The organism is Amycolatopsis sp. FU40 (genome assembly GCF_021903635.1).
Lineage (GTDB): Bacteria > Actinomycetota > Actinomycetes > Mycobacteriales > Pseudonocardiaceae > Amycolatopsis > Amycolatopsis dendrobii.
The window spans coordinates 2007511-2025710 of the sequence record NZ_CP091381.1 but is presented as its reverse complement, the minus strand read 5'-3'; the positions used below and the strand labels follow the sequence as shown (position 1 = coordinate 2025710).

The following is an 18200-nucleotide window of genomic DNA, read 5'->3' as shown; positions in this document are numbered from 1 at the left end:
CGATCCGGGCCGCTGTTGACCGGGCTGTTCGAGGCGCTCTGGGGCCGGGGGAACGCGGCTCGCCTATCCGGAGGTGCGCGCGGTGCTGGAGCTGCTCCCGGCATTCGCCGACCACCCGGCAGCAGCCGCCAGTCGGTCGCGATCGTCCGCGCGGCGGGAAACCAAGTTCCGCAACGACTCGAGCCTGTTCGTCACCGAAGCTGCGCGCTACCGCTACCCCGCTGTCCTCCGGTGTGCAGCGCGTACACGTCACTCCCCGACTGCCGCAACGTCCTGCTGAGCCCCGCCGTTCCCGGCCGGTGCCAGACAGGTCAGTGCAGCGTGACCTCGTCTGGTCTGCGGCGTTCAAATGAGGTTCACAGGTCGTCCAGCCGATACACGCGTTCAGCTGTCCGGTGGAAGAGGTCGTGCTGCTCGGTCGCCGGCAATGATGCGGCACACTCGGCGAACGCGTTCCACAGGACCCGGTAGCCGAACATCCCTTTGTCGACGGGGAAATTGCTCGCAAGCATGCAACGCGACGCCCCGAAGCGGTCGAGACAGGCATCGAAATACGGCGCCATCGCCGATGCGACTTCCCCAGAGGTCGGCGGCTGCTGCGGCTGGTCGAAACCGAACCCGAACACTCGCATCCCGGCTCCCGACAGCTTCACGACGACGTTGGGACATCGCGACAGTCCGTCCATTCCGCGGTGCCATCGGTCCAGGACCGCACGCGAGCCTGCCGCGTAGGGACCGATGCCGAGCGGGCCGCCGAAGTGGTCCACGATGATCGTCGTCTCCGGGCACTCTCGCGCGAGTGCGAGAACCTGACCGAGTTGCGTGTGGTAAGCCCACACGTCGAGGCTCAGCCCGCGTCGGCCCAGCACCCGCACTCCGTCCCGGAATTCCTTGCGCAGCAACCGGTCTGGTTCAGCCTGGTACGGCGAGCTGACGATGCGCGGGTCGGCGTGCCACGCGGTCTGGTTCCGGATGCCGCGCAAGCGGCATCCGGAGTCCTCCTCCATGGCATCGAGCACGCGCTCGACTTGATGGCCCAGCGAGAGGTCGGCACCGCCGACGACGGCTTGGCAGACAGTCGGCACCGAAGGCGACGCTTCGGCGACCGACCGGACGAACCGGACTTCGCCCAGCGGCCTGAACTCGCCGGGGCCTTCGTCCAGATAGAACGAGCGGCATTGCACGTAGACCGTGGCGCGCACCTGCGGCACCTGCTCGAGATCGCGCAGGTATTCGCCGAGCAGATAACGGGAACCGGGGCGGTCCCACAGGTGGTGGTGCGCGTCGACGATCGGGATGTCCGGCACTGCCAGCGGTTCTTCGCTCCGCGCGAGCCAGTCTTCCCGCACCGGCGCGTGCACGTCCGTGTTCGCCATCGGCCCTCCTCGTTCCCGGAACCCGGCTCGGCACTCCTTGACAGCCGGGCGAGCGTAGCTCAAACTACCTCAAAATTGATAGCAACTATCATACAGTGATAGTCACCTGGGCGACCGAGGCCTTCGAACCGAGAGAAGATTTCAATGAAGAGATTGCTCCAGACTTCGGCGACCGCTGCTTCGCTGGCCCTGCTCCTGGGCGCGTGCGGGAGTTCGGGAGCCAGCGGCGGCGCGACGGCGGCCGACCCGGGCAGCTACGGCGGCGCGGACCCGGCGTTGGTCAAGCTCGTGCCCGCGGACATCCACGCGAAAGGCACCCTCGCGGGCGGCGCGTCGTTCGACACCCGGCCGATGAACTTCTACTCCCCCGGCAACAAGCCGGACGGAGTCCTGCTCGACCTGATCAACGCGGCCAGCGCGAAGCTGGGCCTGACCGTCAAGTGGGCGCAGGTTCCTTATGCCGGCCTGATTCCGGCGTTGCAGTCCAAGCGGGTCGAGATCGCGGGCGCGCAGATCACCAAGACGCCCGAGAACAAGGGCGTGGTCAACCTGCTCGCCTTCTACAAGGCGTCCTCGAGCCTGCTGGTGTCCCAGGGCCGGGTCTACCACTCCGAAACCGACGCCTGCGGCACCCGGTTCGGGCTGACGAGCGGGTCGACGATCAATCAGAACATCGCGAATTCGATCAACGCGAAGTGCAAGGCCGCGGGCAAGCCCGCGCTGCAGTACCTGTACTTCCCGAGTTTCAACGCGGGCCAGGACGCGGTGCGTTCGGGGCGGGTCGATTCGATGGTGAACTCTGCGCCGCAGATCCAGCTCGCGACCAAGGCCGACAAGACCCTCGGCGCCACGCTGGTCGGCCAGCTGGCCGCTCGCGAGACCGGGATCGCGCTGCCGAAGGACTACGGCGCGCTCACCCAGGCGTTCAAGGCCGCGTTCAACGCCATGATCACCGACGGCACCTACAAGAAGATCCTCGACAAGTGGGATCTCGCGAGCATGGCGGTCGCCAAGGCCGAGACCAACGACGAAATCCCGATGAGCTGAGGCCGGCCATGCAGACCTCCATGAACGAACGAGAGCAGCATGTGGCCGCCTCGCCGCCCGCCGCGGCGGCGGTGCCCGACACCGTCGCGCGGAAGCGGCACTACGGTCGCTGGCTGTCGGCCGCGGTGCTGGCAGCGATCGCCGCGCTCGTCGTGAAATCCCTCGCGCAGAACCCGCAACTCGACTGGAGCGTGGTCGGCCGGTACCTCGCCGACGGCCTCATCCTCAACGGCCTCGGCCAAACGCTGGTGCTGTCCGTGGTCGCGATGCTCGGCGCGACGGCGATCGGGCTGGTCTTCGGGTTCTTCCGGCTGAGCAAGAACCCGGTGCTGGGCGTGCTCGGCAACCTCTACGTCTGGGTGTTCCGCAGCGTCCCGGCGCTGATCCAGATCCTGTTCTGGGGCAACCTGGCGCTGTTCGCCCCGCACCTGACGCTCGGCATCCCCGGCACGTCCTGGGTCGTCTCCGCTCCGACGAACGACGTGCTGTCCCCGTTCGCCGCGTCGATCATCGCGCTCTCGCTGGCCAACGGGGCCTACCTGGCGGAGATCATCCGCTCCGGCCTGCTCTCGGTCGAGGAGGGCCAGCACCTGGCCGCGTCGGCGGTCGGGCTGACCTGGTGGCAGGCGCAGCGCAAAGTCATTCTCCCGCAAGCGCTGCGCGTGATGATCCCGCCCGCCGGCAACCAGTTCATCACGCTGCTCAAGGAAACCTCGCTGGTCTCGGTCATCGCCGGCGGCGACATCCTCAGCAAGGCCGAGAACATCTCCGGCTACAACCTCCGCACCATCGAACTGCTCATCGTCGCCGCGATCTGGTACCTGCTCGTGACCAGCGCCGCGACCGCCGGGCAGAACGTGCTCGAACGCCGCATGGCCCGCGGCGCCAACCAGCGCAAGCGCAAACCGCGCTCCGCGCCGCCCGCCGGAAACGAGGTTTCGCCGTGACCGCAGTCGACATCGTCAACGTGCACAAGCACTTCGGCGCCCAAGACGTCCTCAGCGGCATCGACATGCAAGTGCGGCAAGGGGAAGTGGTGTGCCTGCTCGGCCCGTCCGGGTCCGGGAAGACCACCCTGCTGCGCTGCATCAACGGCCTGGCGATGCCCGACCAAGGGCACGTCTCCGTCGACGGGGCGCTCATCGGCCGCAAGGTGCGCAACGGGAAACTGCACGACCTGACCGGCAAGGAGTCCGCCGCCCAGCGCGCCCGGATCGGCATGGTGTTCCAGCACTTCAACCTCTTCCCGCACCTCACCGTGCTGGACAACCTCGTGCTCGGCCCGCGCACCTTGAAGCTGAAGACCTCCGCCGAACTCGAACGGCACGCCCGCGAACTGCTCGACCGCGTCGGGCTCGCCGACCGCGCCGCGGCCTATCCCGCCCAGCTGTCCGGCGGGCAGCAGCAGCGCGTCGCCATCGCCCGGGCCCTGATGATGAACCCGGACCTGATGCTCTTCGACGAGCCAACGTCCGCTTTGGACCCCCAGCGCGTCGGCGAAGTCCTGGAAACCATGCGATCGCTGGCCCAGGACGGCATGACGATGGTCGTCGTCACGCACGAGATGACCTTCGCCCGGCAGGCGGCCGACCGCGTCGTCTTCATGGCCGACGGAAAAGTCGTCGAAGACAGCCCGCCGCGGGAATTCTTCGACAGCCCGAGCACCGAACGAGCCCGCGCGTTCCTGCGCCTCGTCTGAACCCGCGATCCACCGGAGGAAAACAGATGTCCATCGAAGAGCTGTGCCGCCGATTCGGCGCGCTGCCGACCCCGAACATCGGGGACGCCATGGAACGCCTCGGCGTTCTCGATTCCCGGATCCAGCAGGTGTGGCCAGCCGGCCGGATCGCCGGGCCGGCGTTCACGGTCTGGACCCGGGCCGGGGACAACGCGTTCCTGCACCGCGCCCTCGCCGAAGCGGCACCCGGCGACGTCATCGTCGTCAACGGCCAGGGCGACGAATCGCGCGCCCTGCTGGGCGAACTGCTGGGCGCCCGCGCCCGCAACGCCGGCGTCGCGGCGTTCGTGGTCGACGGCGCCATCCGGGACGCGACCGGACTGGCCGAGGTCGGCATGCCGGTCTTCGCCCGCGCCACCTCCCCCGCCGGTCCTTACAAACACGGGCCCGGATCGCTCGGCTGCCCGGTCGCGGTCGGCGGGGTCGCCGTGCTGCCCGGGGACATCGTCGTCGGCGACGCGGACGGCGTCGTCGTCGTGCCGCGGGACCGCGCCGAGGACATCGCCGCCGCCGCGGAAGCCGTTCAGGAAGACGAAGCCAACCGGATGAAAGCGATCGTCGCGGAAGCCGGTGCGAAGAAGGAGTCAGTGTGCGCTGCACAGTGATCGGGCTCGGCGAAGCCGGGCGGATCTATGCCGTCGCGTTGCAGAACGCCGGGCACGAGGTCGTCGGGTTCGACCCGGCACCGCCGCCCACGCCGGGACTGCACCGTGCGGATACCGTCGCGGAAGCGGTGCGGGACGCCGACGTCGTGCTGGTCCTCACCACCGCGAACGCGTCCCGCGCGGTGGCCGAGGATGTCGCCGCGCACATCAGCCCCGCGACCGTGTACGCCGATTTCACCTCGTCGTCCCCGACCGCCAAACGGGACCTGGGCAAGGTGCTGCCCGAGGGGGTCCGCACGGCCGACGTCGCGATCCTCGGCCCGGTGATCTCCCTCGGCGCGGTCACCCCGCTGATGGCGGCCGGCCCGGGGGCGCCGGTGGTCGCGGAACTGCTCGCGACGGCAGGCGCGCCGGTCGATGTCGTCCCGGGCCAGCTGGGCGACGCGATGGGGCACAAGCTGCTCCGCAGCATCTTCATGAAAGGCCTGGCCGCGGTGGTGTGCGAGGCGGTCGACGCGGGACGGAAGGCGGGCGCGGAGGACTGGGTGCGCGGCCAGATCGCCGCCGAGCTGTCCGGCGACGGGCACACGACGATCGACCGTTTCCTCACCGGATCCCGGAAGCACGCGGCCCGCCGCGCCGCGGAAATGGCCGCGGTCGCCGAATACTGCGACGACCTCAGCACGTCGTCGGTCATGAGCGCGGCGACCCGGACCTCCTTGCTCCGGCTCGCGGAAGGCGCGGCATGACCGCCGGATTCGGGACGTACGAAGACCTTCTGCGCCGCTCCGACGCTCCGCCGGGCTCCAGCTGGCGGCTGTTCGGCGACGCCCCCGAACGCGGGATGGCGAACTTCTCCGGACCGGCGCAAGTCCGCGCCGGGGCCGCGGAAATCCGGACCGGCGAAGTGTTCAATTTGGACTATCCGGCCGACGCGTTCGTTCCTTCCGTGTCCCGCAACCGGAAACCGCCGTCCCAGACGATGACGAGCGCCCATCCGGACAGTTTCGACGACTTCTGGGACGGCTACTGGCCCCAAGTCAGCAGCCACCTCGACGGGCTCCGGCACCGCCGTGCCCACGGGCACGGCTTCTACAACGGCGTCGCGGACGAGCGGATCCGCGCCGGCACGCCGGACCTGGGCGTCCAGCGCTGGGCGGAGCGGCCGATCGCCGGGCGCGCGGTCCTGATCGACGTCGCCGGGCATCGGCGGCGGACCGGCTCGCCGATCGACCACGCCGCCGGCGAGCCCATCACGACCGCCTGTCTCGCCGACGCGCTCGCCGCCCAGGAGTCCACTGTGGACCCCGGTGACATCGTGCTCCTGCACACCGGGTGGGCCGAGTGGTTCCTCGGGCTGTCCCCCGGGGAACGGGAAGCGGCGCGGTCCCGGCGGCGCACCACCGGGGTCGCACAGGAACCGGAATTCCTCGCCTGGCTCTGGGACCACCGGGTCGCGCTGCTCGGCACCGACACCTTCGCCGTCGAAGCGCTCCCGGCCGCGCCGGACTCGCCCTACCGGGCGACGTCCGGCGCGGACCAGGGGATGCTGCACCAGGAACTGATCGCGAAACTCGGCTGCCCGCTGGGCGAGCTGTGGAAGCTCGGCACGCTCGCCGCCGAATGCGACCGGACCGGCCGGCACGCGTTCTTCGCGTCGGCGAAACCGCTGAATCTGCCGGGCGCGGTCGGCTCGCCCGCGAACGCGATGGCGATCCTCTAGGAAACGGTGCTCAATGCGTCCTCGCCGCGATGCTCGCGCACGCGTTCACGACCTCGCGTTCGGCTTCCTTCAGCCGTGCGTCGTCGACGTCCTCGTCCCGTCCGGACACCTGCACCACCCCGAGGACCTCGCCGTCGCGCGACCGGACCGGGGCCGCGACCGACAGCGCGCCCACGACCCGCTCGTTGCGCGAAATCGCGTAGCCGCGGGCGGCGATCTCGTCCAGGCGGGCGGCGAACTCCGCGCGGGACACTTTCTCGCCGCCCGCCATGACCAGTTCCTCGCCCAGCTTGTCGAGCACCTCCGCCCGCTCGGCCGCGGGCAGTTCGGCGAGGAACATCTTGCCCGCGCCGAGGTGCAGCGGCAGCCGCCCGCCGATCGGCAGCTGATAGCGCAGCGGGCTGCCGCCTTCCACCCGTGCGACCAGCACCCGGGCGTCGCCGACGCGGACCGACAGGGAGGCGGTGAGCCCGAGCGCCTCCGCGAGCTCCTGCAGCACCGGGGTCGCGGCGAGCACGAGCTGATTGCCGATGAGGTACGAATGCGCGGCCGCGAGCGCGGCCGGCCCGACGGTGTAGTTGCCCGCGCTCTGCGTCACGAAGTCGCGGCGCTCCAGCACCTTCAGGATGCGCTGCGCGGTCGCGATGTGCAGGTCCGCGCCGCGGGCCAGCTCGGCGAGCCGCAGCGGCCGCCCGCTGTCGGCGAGTGTGTCGATCACGTCGAACGTCCGCTCGACCGACCGCATCGTGGACCGTTCCGGCGCGGAGCCCTCCGCCATGTCCCCTCCCAGATACCCAGCGATACCGCTAGACGCTATCATACAGTGATAACCGTCGGCGGTGCGTCCGAGGATGATGTTGCATGAAGCGATCGGTCCGCCAGCCGGACGACTCCCCCGCCGAAACCGCGGCGCGCGGTTCGCGCACTCCGTCGACAGTGTGGAAGACCGCGCTCGCCGGCGGAGCCGGCTCAGTCATCGAGTACTACGACTTCTCGCTGTACGCGAACCTCGCGATCTTCGTCTCCGCTGCGTTCCTGTCCCGCGCGGACCCGGCCACCGCGATCCTGGACACCCTGGCCGTCTTCGGCAGCGGCTTCCTCCTGCGGCCGGTCGGCGCGATCTTCTTCGGCCGGCTCGGCGACCGGCGAGGCCGCAAGACCGCGCTGCTCGCCAGCGTCCTCCTGATGGGACTCGCCAGCGCCGCGGTCGGCCTGCTGCCCTCCTACTCCAGCGTCGGAGTTCTGGCACCGGTGCTGCTTCTGCTCACCCGGCTGCTCCAGGGCTTCTGCGCGGGCGGCGAAGCGAGCGGCGCGTCGACCTACATCGCCGAGACCGCGCCCGCCCGGCTGCGCGGCTTCTTCGGCGCCTTCACTCCCGCCGGTATCGCGCTCGGGACCGCGGCCGCGGGCGGACTCGCAGCCGCGCTCACCGCCGTACTGGGCGAGGAGGCCATGCACGCCTGGGGCTGGCGTATCCCGTTCCTGCTTTCCCTGCCACTGTCCTTTGTGGTCCTGTACCTGCGCTCGCGGCTGCCGGAATCCGCGCAGTTCACCGAAAACGCCGCCCGCGGCGAGCTGGCCGGAAACCCGTTGCGGCACCTGCTCGCCCACGAATGGCGCGCCGTGCTCAAACTGATCCTGCTGGCGTTTTCCATGACCTGCACCGCCTACGTCGGCCACATCTACCTCAACACCTATCTGGTCAAGCAACTCGGCTATCCGGCCGGCGAAGCCTTGGGCGCCAACGCGATCATCACCGTCGTCCTCGCCGTCCTCATGCCCGCGGCCGCGTGGCTCTCCGACCGCTTCGGACGACGGCGGGTCTACGCGTTCTCCATGGCCGGCTACGTCGTGCTGACCGTCCCGGCGTTCCTCTGGATGGCGCGCGGCGACGGGCTCTCGCTGGTCCTCGCGATGACCGTTTCCCTGCTGCCGTGGGTGTTCGCCCAGGCCGTCGGATACCCGCTCTTCACCGAGCTGTTCGGCTCCCGCGCCCGCATGTCCGGCGTCGCGCTCGGCTTCTCCCTCGGCACCATCCTGGGCGGCGGCTTCGGCCCCTACCTCGCCCAGTTCCTGCTCACGACCACCGGCTACGGCCTCGCCCCCGCCTGGTACATGATCGCCGCCGCCGCGATCGGCCTCGCCACTCTCCGGTTCACCGGAGCGTCCCGGCTCGACGAACCCGAGGGCGGCCTGCCGTGAACCACCCGCTCGGCTGCGACACCCATCTGCACTTCTATGACCACCGGTACCCCGCCACCGGCGGCAACGCCTTCCCCGACCGGGCCCCGGCCGACTACCGGACAGTGCAGAAACGCCTGGGGCTCGGACGGCTCGTCGTCGTCCAGCCCTCCAGGCACGGCACCGACAACCGCCCCACCCTCAACGCGATCGCGGCCTTCGGCACCGCCGCCCGAGGGGTCGCCGTCGTTCGCCCGGACACTCCCGACGACGAACTGCAGCGACTCCACCAAGGCGGCATCCGCGGCGTCCGGCTCTACCTGCGGCACCCGCGGGACGCGTTCCCGCTCACGCTCGACGCGCTCGAGCCGCTGGCCGGTCTCGCCCAGCGGATGGGCTGGCACCTGCAACTCAACCTGCCGCCCGAGCTGCTGGTCACGTACGGGCCCGTGCTGCGCCGCCTCGACGTGCCGCTGGTCTTCGACCATCTGGCCAAAATCCCCCAGCCGTCCGGTGTAGACAGCCGCGAATTCGCTGTCGTCCGGGAACTTCTGGCGGAGCGAAAGGCCTGGCTCAAAATCTCCGCCCCCTACCTCACCAGCACCTGCCGGAGCGAAACCTTCGCCGACCTCGGCGAGACGGTCCGCGCCCTTGCCGATGTCGCACCGGATCGGCTGTTGTGGGGCAGCAACTGGCCCCACCCGACGCTGTCTCCCGCCCCCGACGACCGCACGTTCCTGGAACTGGTTCGCGGGTGGCTGCCGGGACCGGCCGAGTGGGAGGCAATGCTGATTCGGAACCCTGCCGTGCTCTACGGGTTCGAGAACGAAGTTTCCAGCGCGAAGTGACCGAACCGTCGCGGGCGCAACCGGTGCACTCACCCCCGGAACTCGTCGCCCGCACCGCGACGTCCGCGGTTCCCGCTTGATCATGGCCGGTATCAACCAGTTCGAATAGGAGGAACATTGACGTAACCACGGGAAAGAAAAGTTCCTTCTTCCGTACCAGAGGAATTCGCTCCACTATCGGGACCGACTCCGAAAACGAAGGGCGGGGGAGACATGACGAAGATCGCCGTGATCGCCGGAAGCACCCACCCCGGCCGGGTCGCCGGGAGCGTGGTCGAATGGGTGCACCAGGTCGCTTCGATGCGGCCGGAAGCCGAGTACGAGATCGTCGATCTCGCCGAATGGAACCTTCCGCTCGACGACGAAGAGATCCCCGCCGCGGTCTGGCACTACGCGGGCGAGCACACCAAAAAGTGGGCGGAAAAAGTCGCGTCTTTCGACGGTTTCGTCGTGGTGACGCCGGAATACAACCACGCTCCGTCCGCCGCGGTGAAGAACGCTTTCGCTTTCGTCTACGCCGAGTGGCGCGACGAGGCGATCGGTTTCGTCAGCTACGGCGGCATCCGCGCCGTCGAACAGCTGAAACTGGTGGCGGTCGAGGTCGGCCTCGCGCCCGTGTCCGCGCAATTGGCGCTGCCGATCGGATCGGACGTCCCGGGCTACCCAGAATTCGCCCCGCGCCGTCTCCACGACCTTTAGCTGCGGCCGAGCCTCAGGCACGAGAGAAGTAGAGCACCGTTGGCGTGCAGCGGACAACGGAGACTCGCCCAGTCCGACCGAGTCGCTACGCTCGTCGTGGCCACGTCGCCGGCAACCTCCACCGCGAAGCCGCGATTTCCTGTGGCACTGACGAAGCACCTCGGCCTGCCGACCGATCCAGTCACGCGGAGGCCGGCGCAAGCGCATGTCCGTCCCGCTCGGTCGACGCCTTCTCCGAAGAACCCCGCACATGCGCAACCGGCCAACCAAGTCGGACGATAGCAAGTGGGGGCGCGACCTAGCCGCGTAAGCGCTATAGCCTTGTCACACGCGTGCAGCAATCTCACTATGTCGCTCAAACTATCAATAGGGCAATTGCAAACGTGTGGATAGTGAGCAACTCGCCCCTCTCAAGCCCCTAGAGATTTGAACCCGTGGCTTCAGGTCGATCGTTTGCCCAGTCGCATTAAGCGAGCTCGCTTCTCCAGCGCCGCTAGTAAACCGGCTGGGCTCATCACAGATCACGGCCGCGGGATCCCCGCCGATGAGCGTCGTAGGGCGAGCAGGCAGACAAGGACCAATAGTTCCCCCAGGTAACCTGCACATCTACCCCGTAATTGCGAGCGGCACGGGCGACGCTGGGGCGCTATGCGAGTTCATCGGCCTAGGTGTTCCGCGTCCGGAAGGCAGGGCACGGCGGCTCTCAGTGTCCGGTGCAAAGTCGGTCCAGCTAGTGCCACGGTGACGGTGAAAGCCAGGGCGGTGACAAACACCGGCGACGCGACCGCGTGCGGCGGTGCCGCGCGGTCCCCCACCGCTTCTTCGACAACAATCGTGTGGCAGCCGAACGACGAGCACTGCCAGCCGCTCGCCGAGCCCGATATGCCTCCCGAGACCTTCGCCGCGGACTCCTGGCGCACCCGCGCGAACTCCGGTTCCGCTCGGACACCTCCGTCACCACGCGCTCGTTGCTCACCTCGCTCACGCTGACATTCGAAGCAGGCCGCTGCCGACCACAAGAGCGGCTCCGATCGGCCACAGCGGCACGGCGCACACTTGGTCGCTAGAGGAGAGCCTCGGCGCAAGTATCTTGATTTGCCCACCACGCGCCGCCATCCGTCCTGACCGGCCTCCGCGGCAGTTCCACATGGCCGAAGCCCGCTTGGCGGTCTTCGGCTGCGAGCATCCAATCCAGGACACACAGCTCTCCGCCGCAAGGAGGCCCGGCGGGCATTCAGTGCCGCTACAGACCGATGAACCCGCACATGCGCCGCCGTCCCGCGGGGCTTGGACGCATCGCCCAAGCCGGGCTGCTCGATCAGTGCGCAGAGCACATCGTCGGCTGAACGACCGGGTGCCTACAGTTCGCACACTTCTCAAGCCGTCCGCCCGGAGGTCGTCCGATGAGCAGCGAAGAAGCGGGTCGAACCCGTGCCCCGTCGACAGAGGCGCTGACCGGTTCACCCGCGACCGTCTCTGTCGGGTCCATGTTCCACCGGATGCCGCTGTCGCGGGTCCATCTCAAGATCGGGATCGCACTCTACGCCGCACTCGCCATTGAGTCGTGGGAAATGCTGAGCCTGACCTACATCGCGCCCGGGATCGAGGCCGGCCTGCACGTCACCGCGGCGCAGCTGGGGCTTGTCATCTCCGCGCTCTTCTTCGGCATGATCCCCGGCGCTCTCGCCTGGGGGCCGATTTCCGACCGGATCGGCAGGCGCGCGACCTGCACGTGGAGCCTCGCCGGTTACGGGGTCCTCACCCTCGTCGGCGGCTTCTCCACCAATTACGAGACGCTTCTCGTCACACGGGCCGTGGCGGGTTTCCTCTTCGCCGGCATCCTGACCATCACCTTCCCCTACTTCGAAGAGCTGCTGCCGGTACGGCATCGCGGCCGGCTCGCCGTATACCTGGCCGCCGGGTGGCCGCTCGGCATGCTGCTCGCCGTCGGCGTCACCGCGGTACTGGGCGCCGGCGCGTGGCGCGGCGTCATCATCGCGAGCGCAGTCGCCAGCCTGTGGGTGCTCGTCATCCGCCGTTGGGTGCCGGAGTCCCCGTACTGGCTCGTCCAGCGGGGACGCCAGGACGAGGCGCTGGCGACCCTGCGGCGTCTCGGCGCCGCGGACGCGGAGAACATCAGCGCGCAGTCCTTGTCCGTGCCCGAGGTGCGGGCGGGTTCGTTCTCGGCGCTGTTCCGGGGACGGCTCGGCCGGATCACCGTTCTGCAGCTGCTCGTGAACTTCCTGTTCTCGTGGGGATACTGGGGCCTGCAAACGTGGCTGCCGACCCTGCTCGGACAGCGCGGGCTGTCCGCGTCGTCGAGTCTGGGCTTCGCCGCGATCAGCGCGGTGTTCATGATTCCCGGGTACGTCAGCGCGTCCTGGCTCACCGGCAAATACGGCCGCAAGAAGATCTTCGTCGGTTACGTGCTCGCCGCGGCAGCCGGCGGATTCTATTTCGCGAACGCCGGCACGCTCGCGGAGTTGTACGTCGGGAGTTTCGTTCTCTCGTTCTTCAGCCTCGGCGCGTGGGGCGTCTGGGACACCTGGATCGGCGAAATCTATCCGTCGCCGGTACGGGGCCTGGGCTACAGCGTCGGCGTCTGCGGCCAGCGCGTCGCCAACACGATCGCACCGAGCTTGGTCGGCATTCTGCTGGCGCACGCGAGCGGTTTCACCTCGACAATGCTGTTCATCGACCTTTTCCTCGTGGCGACAGCGGTTTTCGCCGTGGTGATGCCCGAAACCGAGGGCCGGGAACTCGCCTAGCAACCAGGGGCGGCGAGCCTGTCATCGCACTGCCGCCCGCCGGCCGGTGCGGTGACAGGCTCTTCAGCCGCGCAGCTTCGCCAGCCGGCAGGCAAGCTGGACCGCGAGCCGCTCGTCCGGGTCGTCGAGGTCCGCGGACAGCACGCTTTTCGCCCGGGAGATCCGGTTGACGACGGTGTTGCGATGGACTCCGAGGATTTCCGCTGTCACGGTCGGAGAGGATTCGTTGTCGAGGAACACTTCGAGGGTGCTGAGCAGTTCCTCCTGCCGATCGATCTCGATCACCGGGCGCAGCAGGCTGCGCGCGAGGTCCCGGGACTCCTCGGAGCTGTACCAACCGACCAGGATCCGTTGCAGGCCTACCTCGTCGATGTGCTGCACGCCGCTCCGCGAGCCGGCTCCCTGGGCGATGGTCATCGCCTCGTGGGCTTCGGCAAGGCTGCGCTTCAATCCCTGCAGTCCGAGGTACGGCCTCCCGATTCCGGCGTACACCCGGAGATGGTCCCGGCTTTCCAGGAACCGCCGTACTGCGTGCCGGACCGCCGCGGTGTCTTGGGCGAAGCGCGCGGCAGGCGGTTCGCCGAGCCGCACCGTCCAGGTCGTCCACCCGTCGGAACGTTCGACGAGCGGGCCGTCGAACCCGGATTCGGCCAAGAGCACGCGTACCGAATCGGTGAGCGCGAGGATCTGCATCGCATCGACGGGACCGGCGATCCGCAGGTGCACCGCGGTGGCCCAGCCGTCGGTGAGCCACCCGAGCGTGGCGACCTGCTGCACCAGCGCGGCCGACGGCCGGCCGGCGGTCGCCATGATGGCGTTGAGCACGCCGAGCCGGGCGCGCGCGTCCCGTTCCTGTTCGAGCCGGTCGGAGATCAGCCGGTTGGCCACGTGACTGCTGCCGATCTTCAGCAACGACCGGGTCACGCTCGTGCGCACCTCGCCCGGGGCCTCCAGCTCGGCGACGATCCAGAAACTCGGCCGTTCGCCGCTCGCGAGCGTCACCGGCTGAGTGAACCGGTGCGTCGTCCCGACCACAGTGGACAGCTGCACGTTGACCTGGTCCCGGCGCAGCAACGGCGGCGTCAGCGAATCCCCGGCGAGCATCTCCCCCTCCGCGGCGACGAGCGACACCTGTGCGCCCAGAGCCTGCCGCACGACGTCGAGGACGCCCGAGACCCCGCTGCTCGGCGAAAGATGGGCCAGCTTGTCCACCGCGTCCACGATCACCCGGGCCAGGACGCGTTGCGGCGCTTCGACCAGCTCGCGCAGCGCGTCCGCCAGTTCGAGGAGGGAATCCTCGGTCTCGACCAGAGCGACGCCGCTGCGATCGGCCAGCCGGCAGCTCGCGACGCCCGGCGGCTGTTCCGGCGAAACGACGACGAGCATGACCGCGCCGGCTTCGCCCATCCAGCGCAGGGTGACGTCTACCAGGTAAGTGTCGAGCGCGAGCTCACGACCGTCCAGCAGGACGATCGCCCCGGCGAAGTCGCCTTCGCGCGAACGTCCGGCAGGAGCGATCAGGACGCGGGTGGCGGGCCGGTCGAGGGCGGACTCGCCGCCAAGGAGGGCGGCCGAGGCCAGCCGGCCCCACCTGAGCACCTCGCCGAGGCAGATGCCCGGTCGGCCGGTATCGCGCCTAGGTGCGCCCTCTCCGGTCGCGGCATCCGGATTCATCACGGCTCCCCGTTCAGCGGAACGAAGTCGACGTCGTAGCCGAACGCGGCGGGCCCGACGACGTCGAGGAACCCTTCGCGATGCCACTGCTCGGCGCAGGGCAAGCCCAGCACGGTGACCCGCTCGCCGTAGCTCAGCGACTCCGTCGTCACCGGGTCCGCCGTGTCGTGGTCGAGCATGCAGATGAGATCGGGCGGCGTCACGACGGGGAGCCCGTCCTCGAGGGCGAGGAGGAGCTCGTTCTGCATCTCGATCCGCATCGTGCGCGTCGGATCGTCGAACCCCTCGATCGTCACGGTCCCCCGTGCGAAACCGGTCGTCGTCCGCCGCTCCAGATCGATGATCTTCCCCTCGAAAACCTTCCGGCCTCCGGTGAAGCCGAGGAACCCGCGCCACGCGCCGTCTTCGCGGCGCTGGATCGCGCGGAGCAGCCGGCCGATCGTGGCGCAGTACTCCAGCGAATCGGGAATCGCGGCCGCCTTCGCCTGAGCGACGGTCATCGGGTACGCCGCCAGAGCGTTCGCCAGCCCCAGCATCATCGCCGAGCCGCGGACCAGCCGCTCGCCCACCTGGTTCGTGATCGCCTCGAAGGTGATCTTGTCGCCCTTCTCGTCCGCGAGGCTCATCGGGGAGGCGCTCATCCCGCCGAGGGTGAACGTGGTCATCTCGAGCTGTGGGAAGGTGCGCCGCATCCCGTCCGCGTCCACGCAGGGAACGCCCAGCTCGACGGCCACCGCCAGCGGGATCAGCGTGTTCATCCCGCCTGCCTCGACCGGCATGATGCCGTCGACCTCGCGGCCGAGATAGGACGAGAGCGCCCGTACCGCAGCGGTGAACTCCCGGCCGGCGGGGATCTTCTCGACGATGGCCGTGGACGCGCCCACCACCCCGACCGTGACCAGCTGGGCGTCGTCCGGGAGTTCCTCGAGCTTGGCGACGGTGACGGGTCCGTAGTCGTCGATGGCCTGTTCCGCGACGAGCCGCGCCAGGGCGGGGTCTCCCCCTCCGCCGTTGCCCAGCAACGTGGCGCCGAGCGTCAACTCGTCCAACTCCGCTCTGCCGAGCTGCCTCATGGCGCGTCCTTCCCCGGGCGACGGTCCGAAGGTTACGAGCACACGGTAATCCGGGCGACCAGCGAACTGCCCAACCGGAATCCGGATTCCTGTGCGTTCCGCACAACGCCCGTCCGGCCGGCACCCAGCGGGGTGCGGCTTCCTCCGCGGCCCGGCTGCTTCGCGAAACTGGACGCCGACGCTCAGGCTCTCCGGAACCGGACGGGCCGGAACCGGTCCGGGGCGAACGGGGCGAGCAGCGGGTCGGGTTCGCCGGTCAGGATCTGCCTGCTGAGCAACTGTCCGGTGATCGGGCCGAGGGTGATCCCGAGCATCGCGTGGCCCGCGGCGACGTAGATCGGCGCCCGGGTCGGCAGGTGTCCGATGACCGGCAGCCCGTCCGGGGTCATGGGCCGCAGCCCGCTCCAGGGACGGGGAGCGCGGACCGGCCAGTTCGGGAAATACGCGCGCATCGCAGCGGCGACGCCGGCCGCACGGCGGTGGTCGACCTCGATGTTCTCCGCCCCGAACTCCATCGTCCCGGCCAGGCGAATGCCCCGGTCCAAGGGTGTCACCGCGACCTTGTGGTCGCTCAAGTACACGGCGTGGCCGAGGGTGAACGGCGCCGGCCGGTAGTCGAATCCGTAGCCTTTCCCGCCGCGGATGCTGACTCGCTTCGCGACCATCCCGGCGAGGCTTCGAGTGCCGACCCCGGCGGCCAGCACGACAGCGCCAGTGGACGAGGTGACTCCGCCCGCCGTGAGGTGCACGCACCCGGTGCCTTCGACGATCCGCGTGACGGGTGCGTGGAGCCTCAGCCGCACACCGGCTTCCGCACCCGCCGCCGCCAACCCGTCGACCAGGGACGAAGGGTCGACGTGCTGGTCTCCGCCGCACAGAATTCCGCCGACGACTCCCTGTCCCGCCTCCGGTTCCAGCTCCCGGACGTCCTTCCCCGCCAGCACCTCCGCGCCCGGCAGGCCGAGTCCCGCCAGGACGGCGAGGTCGTCGAGATGCGGCTGGATGCCGTGCTCCTCGACGAAGAGCAGCAGGACACCGCGGGCGTGCCGCTCGAAATCGACACCGAGACGGACCAGTTCGTCGAATGCCGCCACCGCGCCGACCGCGAGCGACGCGGTGGCGGCCAGCCCGCGCCGGTACGCCGAGGGACGGGCGGCGCAGAGCATGCGGGCCAGGAACGCGACGTATCCCGCGGACAGTTCCCAGCCGACCTTCAGCGGCCCGTCTCCGCGACCGAACCATTTGGCTGCCGTGCGAAGCGCGGCCGGAGAAGGCACCGACTCGCTCATCGAAGGCACGATCCATCCCGCGTTGTTCCGCGAGGCGCCGGCCCCGATGCCGCCGCTGTCGACGACTTCCACCTTCGCGCCGCCTTGAGCCAGGAACAACGCGGTGGAAAGCCCGACCGCCCCGGTGCCGACGACCGTGACGTCGGCCTGGCTCACCACGGGATCCGCCGTCCCACGCCGGCGCTGCTCGCGCGGTCGAGAATCGCCGCGGTGACCGCGGCGTCCTGAATTCCGATGCCGACGCTGTTGTAGAAGGTCCATTCCGCGTCGGCCGGACGGGCGAAACCTTGCGTGAGCGCTTGTCCCAGAGTCATGATCCGGTCGGCTCCGAGCACTCCTCCGGCGACTGCGTGCTTGACCGGGCCCGCGTGTTCGAGCGCCGTCGGAGCATCGTCGACGACGACGGCGGACCGGCCGACGATGTCGTCGCCGACCTCGCGCCGGTCCGGCCCGAACGAGCCGACACTGAGCACGGTCGCACCGGGGGCGAGCCAGTCCGCTTCCAGCACCGGCGTGCGACTGGTGGTGCAGGTGATCACGAGCCCCGCGCCGGTAACCGCATCGCGACTTGACCGGCACGCGGCGACTCCGTCCGAAGTCGCGTCCGGCCCCAGGTTCGGCGCCCACGCTCGAACCTCGGCGCGGGGATACAGGCGCCGGATCGCGGCCGCGTGCGCGCGGCCCTGGATCCCGTAGCCGATGACAGCCACCGTCTCCGGCGGCGGGGCGAGAACCCGGGCGGCCAGCGCCGAGGCGGCGACGGTACGCAGTTTCGTTACTGCCTCGCCATTGAGCAGCGCTGCGGGGCGCCCGGTCACGGCATCGAGCGCGACCACCATCGCGTGGATTGTCGGCAGCCCCCGGGCACTGTTGGCGGGCACGACGCAGCCGATCTTCGCGACCACTCCCTCCTCGAGAGATTGCCGTGCCGCATAAACGAAAGCGGTGTCGCCGCGGGAACCTTCGGAGAGGATCCGGGGCGCGAGGAACGCTTGCTCCGCGGCCAATGCGGTGAACGCGGCACGCTGCGTCTCGACGGCCTCCTCCACGGAGAGAAGGCCGTCGACTTCGCTGGCGGTCAACAGGAGCAGGTCGGATCCGTCGGCTGGTCGAGTCACCCGGCCAGCCTGACCGAGCCGCCGACCCGGCCCAATGGGCGATCGGTCCAACCACCCCCGG

General features: G+C 69.4%; 16 protein-coding genes. 10 read left to right on the top strand and 6 right to left on the bottom strand.

Annotation, left to right across the window (positions count from 1 at the left end; translation table 11 throughout):
• Positions 1–356 precede the first annotated feature (356 nt).
• A complete protein-coding gene (locus L3Q65_RS10240) occupies positions 357–1376 on the bottom strand; it encodes an amidohydrolase (RefSeq protein WP_237599479.1) in 1020 nt (339 codons plus the stop codon).
• Positions 1377–1520: 144 nt separating this feature from the next.
• Here L3Q65_RS10240 and L3Q65_RS10235 point away from each other — a divergent pair, with 144 nt between their 5' ends.
• The 6 genes from L3Q65_RS10235 to L3Q65_RS10210 are packed head-to-tail and all read left to right on the top strand — an operon-like array spanning position 1521 to position 6489.
• Positions 1521–2423: a transporter substrate-binding domain-containing protein gene (locus L3Q65_RS10235; RefSeq protein ID WP_237599478.1), complete on the top strand. Its 903-nt coding sequence runs from the start codon at positions 1521–1523 to the stop codon at positions 2421–2423.
• Positions 2424–2443: 20 nt separating this feature from the next.
• A complete protein-coding gene (locus L3Q65_RS10230; protein ID WP_237599477.1) occupies positions 2444–3370 on the top strand; it encodes an amino acid ABC transporter permease in 927 nt (308 codons plus the stop codon).
• A complete protein-coding gene (locus tag L3Q65_RS10225) occupies positions 3367–4122 on the top strand; it encodes an amino acid ABC transporter ATP-binding protein (RefSeq protein WP_237599476.1) in 756 nt (251 codons plus the stop codon). The genes L3Q65_RS10230 and L3Q65_RS10225 overlap by 4 nt, the downstream gene beginning before the upstream one ends.
• Positions 4123–4148: 26 nt before the next feature.
• Positions 4149–4766 (top strand): RraA family protein, encoded by a 618-nt coding sequence (locus L3Q65_RS10220; protein WP_237599475.1) that lies wholly within the window; start codon positions 4149–4151, stop codon positions 4764–4766.
• Positions 4751–5515, top strand: a complete 765-nt coding sequence (locus L3Q65_RS10215) for a DUF1932 domain-containing protein (protein ID WP_237599474.1) — start codon at positions 4751–4753, stop codon at positions 5513–5515. The genes L3Q65_RS10220 and L3Q65_RS10215 overlap by 16 nt, the downstream gene beginning before the upstream one ends.
• The gene (locus L3Q65_RS10210; RefSeq protein ID WP_237599473.1) at positions 5512–6489 is read left to right on the top strand and encodes a cyclase family protein; all 978 of its coding nucleotides are present in this window, start codon (positions 5512–5514) and stop codon (positions 6487–6489) included. Before L3Q65_RS10215 ends, L3Q65_RS10210 begins: the two co-directional genes overlap by 4 nt.
• A gap of 10 nt (positions 6490–6499) precedes the next feature.
• On the opposite strand, the gene L3Q65_RS10205 is transcribed toward L3Q65_RS10210, so the two are convergent.
• The gene (locus L3Q65_RS10205; RefSeq protein ID WP_237599472.1) at positions 6500–7267 is read right to left on the bottom strand and encodes an IclR family transcriptional regulator; all 768 of its coding nucleotides are present in this window, start codon (positions 7265–7267) and stop codon (positions 6500–6502) included.
• Positions 7268–7350: 83 nt separating this feature from the next.
• Between L3Q65_RS10205 and L3Q65_RS10200 the strand changes: the two genes are divergently transcribed.
• The 4 genes from L3Q65_RS10200 to L3Q65_RS10185 all read left to right on the top strand — a co-directional run bounded on the left by L3Q65_RS10200 (position 7351) and on the right by L3Q65_RS10185 (position 12985).
• The gene (locus L3Q65_RS10200) at positions 7351–8691 is read left to right on the top strand and encodes an MFS transporter (protein ID WP_237599471.1); all 1341 of its coding nucleotides are present in this window, start codon (positions 7351–7353) and stop codon (positions 8689–8691) included.
• Positions 8688–9518, top strand: coding sequence for an amidohydrolase (locus L3Q65_RS10195; RefSeq protein ID WP_237599470.1), 831 nt, complete (start codon positions 8688–8690; stop codon positions 9516–9518). The genes L3Q65_RS10200 and L3Q65_RS10195 overlap by 4 nt, the downstream gene beginning before the upstream one ends.
• Positions 9519–9731: 213 nt before the next feature.
• The gene (locus L3Q65_RS10190) at positions 9732–10217 is read left to right on the top strand and encodes an NADPH-dependent FMN reductase (protein ID WP_237599469.1); all 486 of its coding nucleotides are present in this window, start codon (positions 9732–9734) and stop codon (positions 10215–10217) included.
• Positions 10218–11716: 1499 nt separating this feature from the next.
• Entirely contained in the window at positions 11717–12985 is a 1269-nt protein-coding gene (locus L3Q65_RS10185) for an MFS transporter (RefSeq protein WP_237599468.1), read from the top strand.
• A 63-nt stretch (positions 12986–13048) separates the two neighbouring features.
• On the opposite strand, the gene L3Q65_RS10180 is transcribed toward L3Q65_RS10185, so the two are convergent.
• The 4 genes from L3Q65_RS10180 to L3Q65_RS10165 form a co-directional block, all read right to left on the bottom strand.
• Complete coding sequence (locus L3Q65_RS10180; RefSeq protein ID WP_237599467.1) at positions 13049–14659, bottom strand: CdaR family transcriptional regulator; 1611 nt, start codon at positions 14657–14659, stop codon at positions 13049–13051.
• Positions 14659–15732: a DUF917 domain-containing protein gene (locus L3Q65_RS10175; RefSeq protein WP_237599466.1), complete on the bottom strand. Its 1074-nt coding sequence runs from the start codon at positions 15730–15732 to the stop codon at positions 14659–14661. The genes L3Q65_RS10180 and L3Q65_RS10175 overlap by 1 nt, the downstream gene beginning before the upstream one ends.
• Positions 15733–15914: 182 nt before the next feature.
• Positions 15915–17177, bottom strand: coding sequence for an FAD-binding oxidoreductase (locus L3Q65_RS10170; protein WP_237599465.1), 1263 nt, complete (start codon positions 17175–17177; stop codon positions 15915–15917).
• Entirely contained in the window at positions 17174–18139 is a 966-nt protein-coding gene (locus L3Q65_RS10165; protein WP_237599464.1) for an ornithine cyclodeaminase family protein, read from the bottom strand. Before L3Q65_RS10165 ends, L3Q65_RS10170 begins: the two co-directional genes overlap by 4 nt.
• Between the last annotated feature and the right edge of the window lie 61 nt (positions 18140–18200).

What these genes read in the sequence shown, in the direction of transcription:
- L3Q65_RS10210 (WP_237599473.1), top strand. Translation starts at nt 5,512, where the DNA reads ATGACCGCCGGATTCGGGACGTACGAAGACCTTCTGCGCCGCTCCGAC.
- L3Q65_RS10235 (WP_237599478.1), top strand. Translation starts at nt 1,521, where the DNA reads ATGAAGAGATTGCTCCAGACTTCGGCGACCGCTGCTTCGCTGGCCCTG.
- L3Q65_RS10205 (WP_237599472.1), bottom strand. Translation starts at nt 7,267, where the DNA reads ATGGCGGAGGGCTCCGCGCCGGAACGGTCCACGATGCGGTCGGTCGAG.
- L3Q65_RS10220 (WP_237599475.1), top strand. Translation starts at nt 4,149, where the DNA reads ATGTCCATCGAAGAGCTGTGCCGCCGATTCGGCGCGCTGCCGACCCCG.
- L3Q65_RS10230 (WP_237599477.1), top strand. Translation starts at nt 2,444, where the DNA reads ATGAACGAACGAGAGCAGCATGTGGCCGCCTCGCCGCCCGCCGCGGCG.
- L3Q65_RS10175 (WP_237599466.1), bottom strand. Translation starts at nt 15,732, where the DNA reads ATGAGGCAGCTCGGCAGAGCGGAGTTGGACGAGTTGACGCTCGGCGCC.
- L3Q65_RS10180 (WP_237599467.1), bottom strand. Translation starts at nt 14,659, where the DNA reads ATGAATCCGGATGCCGCGACCGGAGAGGGCGCACCTAGGCGCGATACC.
- L3Q65_RS10185 (WP_237599468.1), top strand. Translation starts at nt 11,717, where the DNA reads ATGCCGCTGTCGCGGGTCCATCTCAAGATCGGGATCGCACTCTACGCC.
- L3Q65_RS10240 (WP_237599479.1), bottom strand. Translation starts at nt 1,376, where the DNA reads ATGGCGAACACGGACGTGCACGCGCCGGTGCGGGAAGACTGGCTCGCG.
- L3Q65_RS10190 (WP_237599469.1), top strand. Translation starts at nt 9,732, where the DNA reads ATGACGAAGATCGCCGTGATCGCCGGAAGCACCCACCCCGGCCGGGTC.
- L3Q65_RS10200 (WP_237599471.1), top strand. Translation starts at nt 7,351, where the DNA reads ATGAAGCGATCGGTCCGCCAGCCGGACGACTCCCCCGCCGAAACCGCG.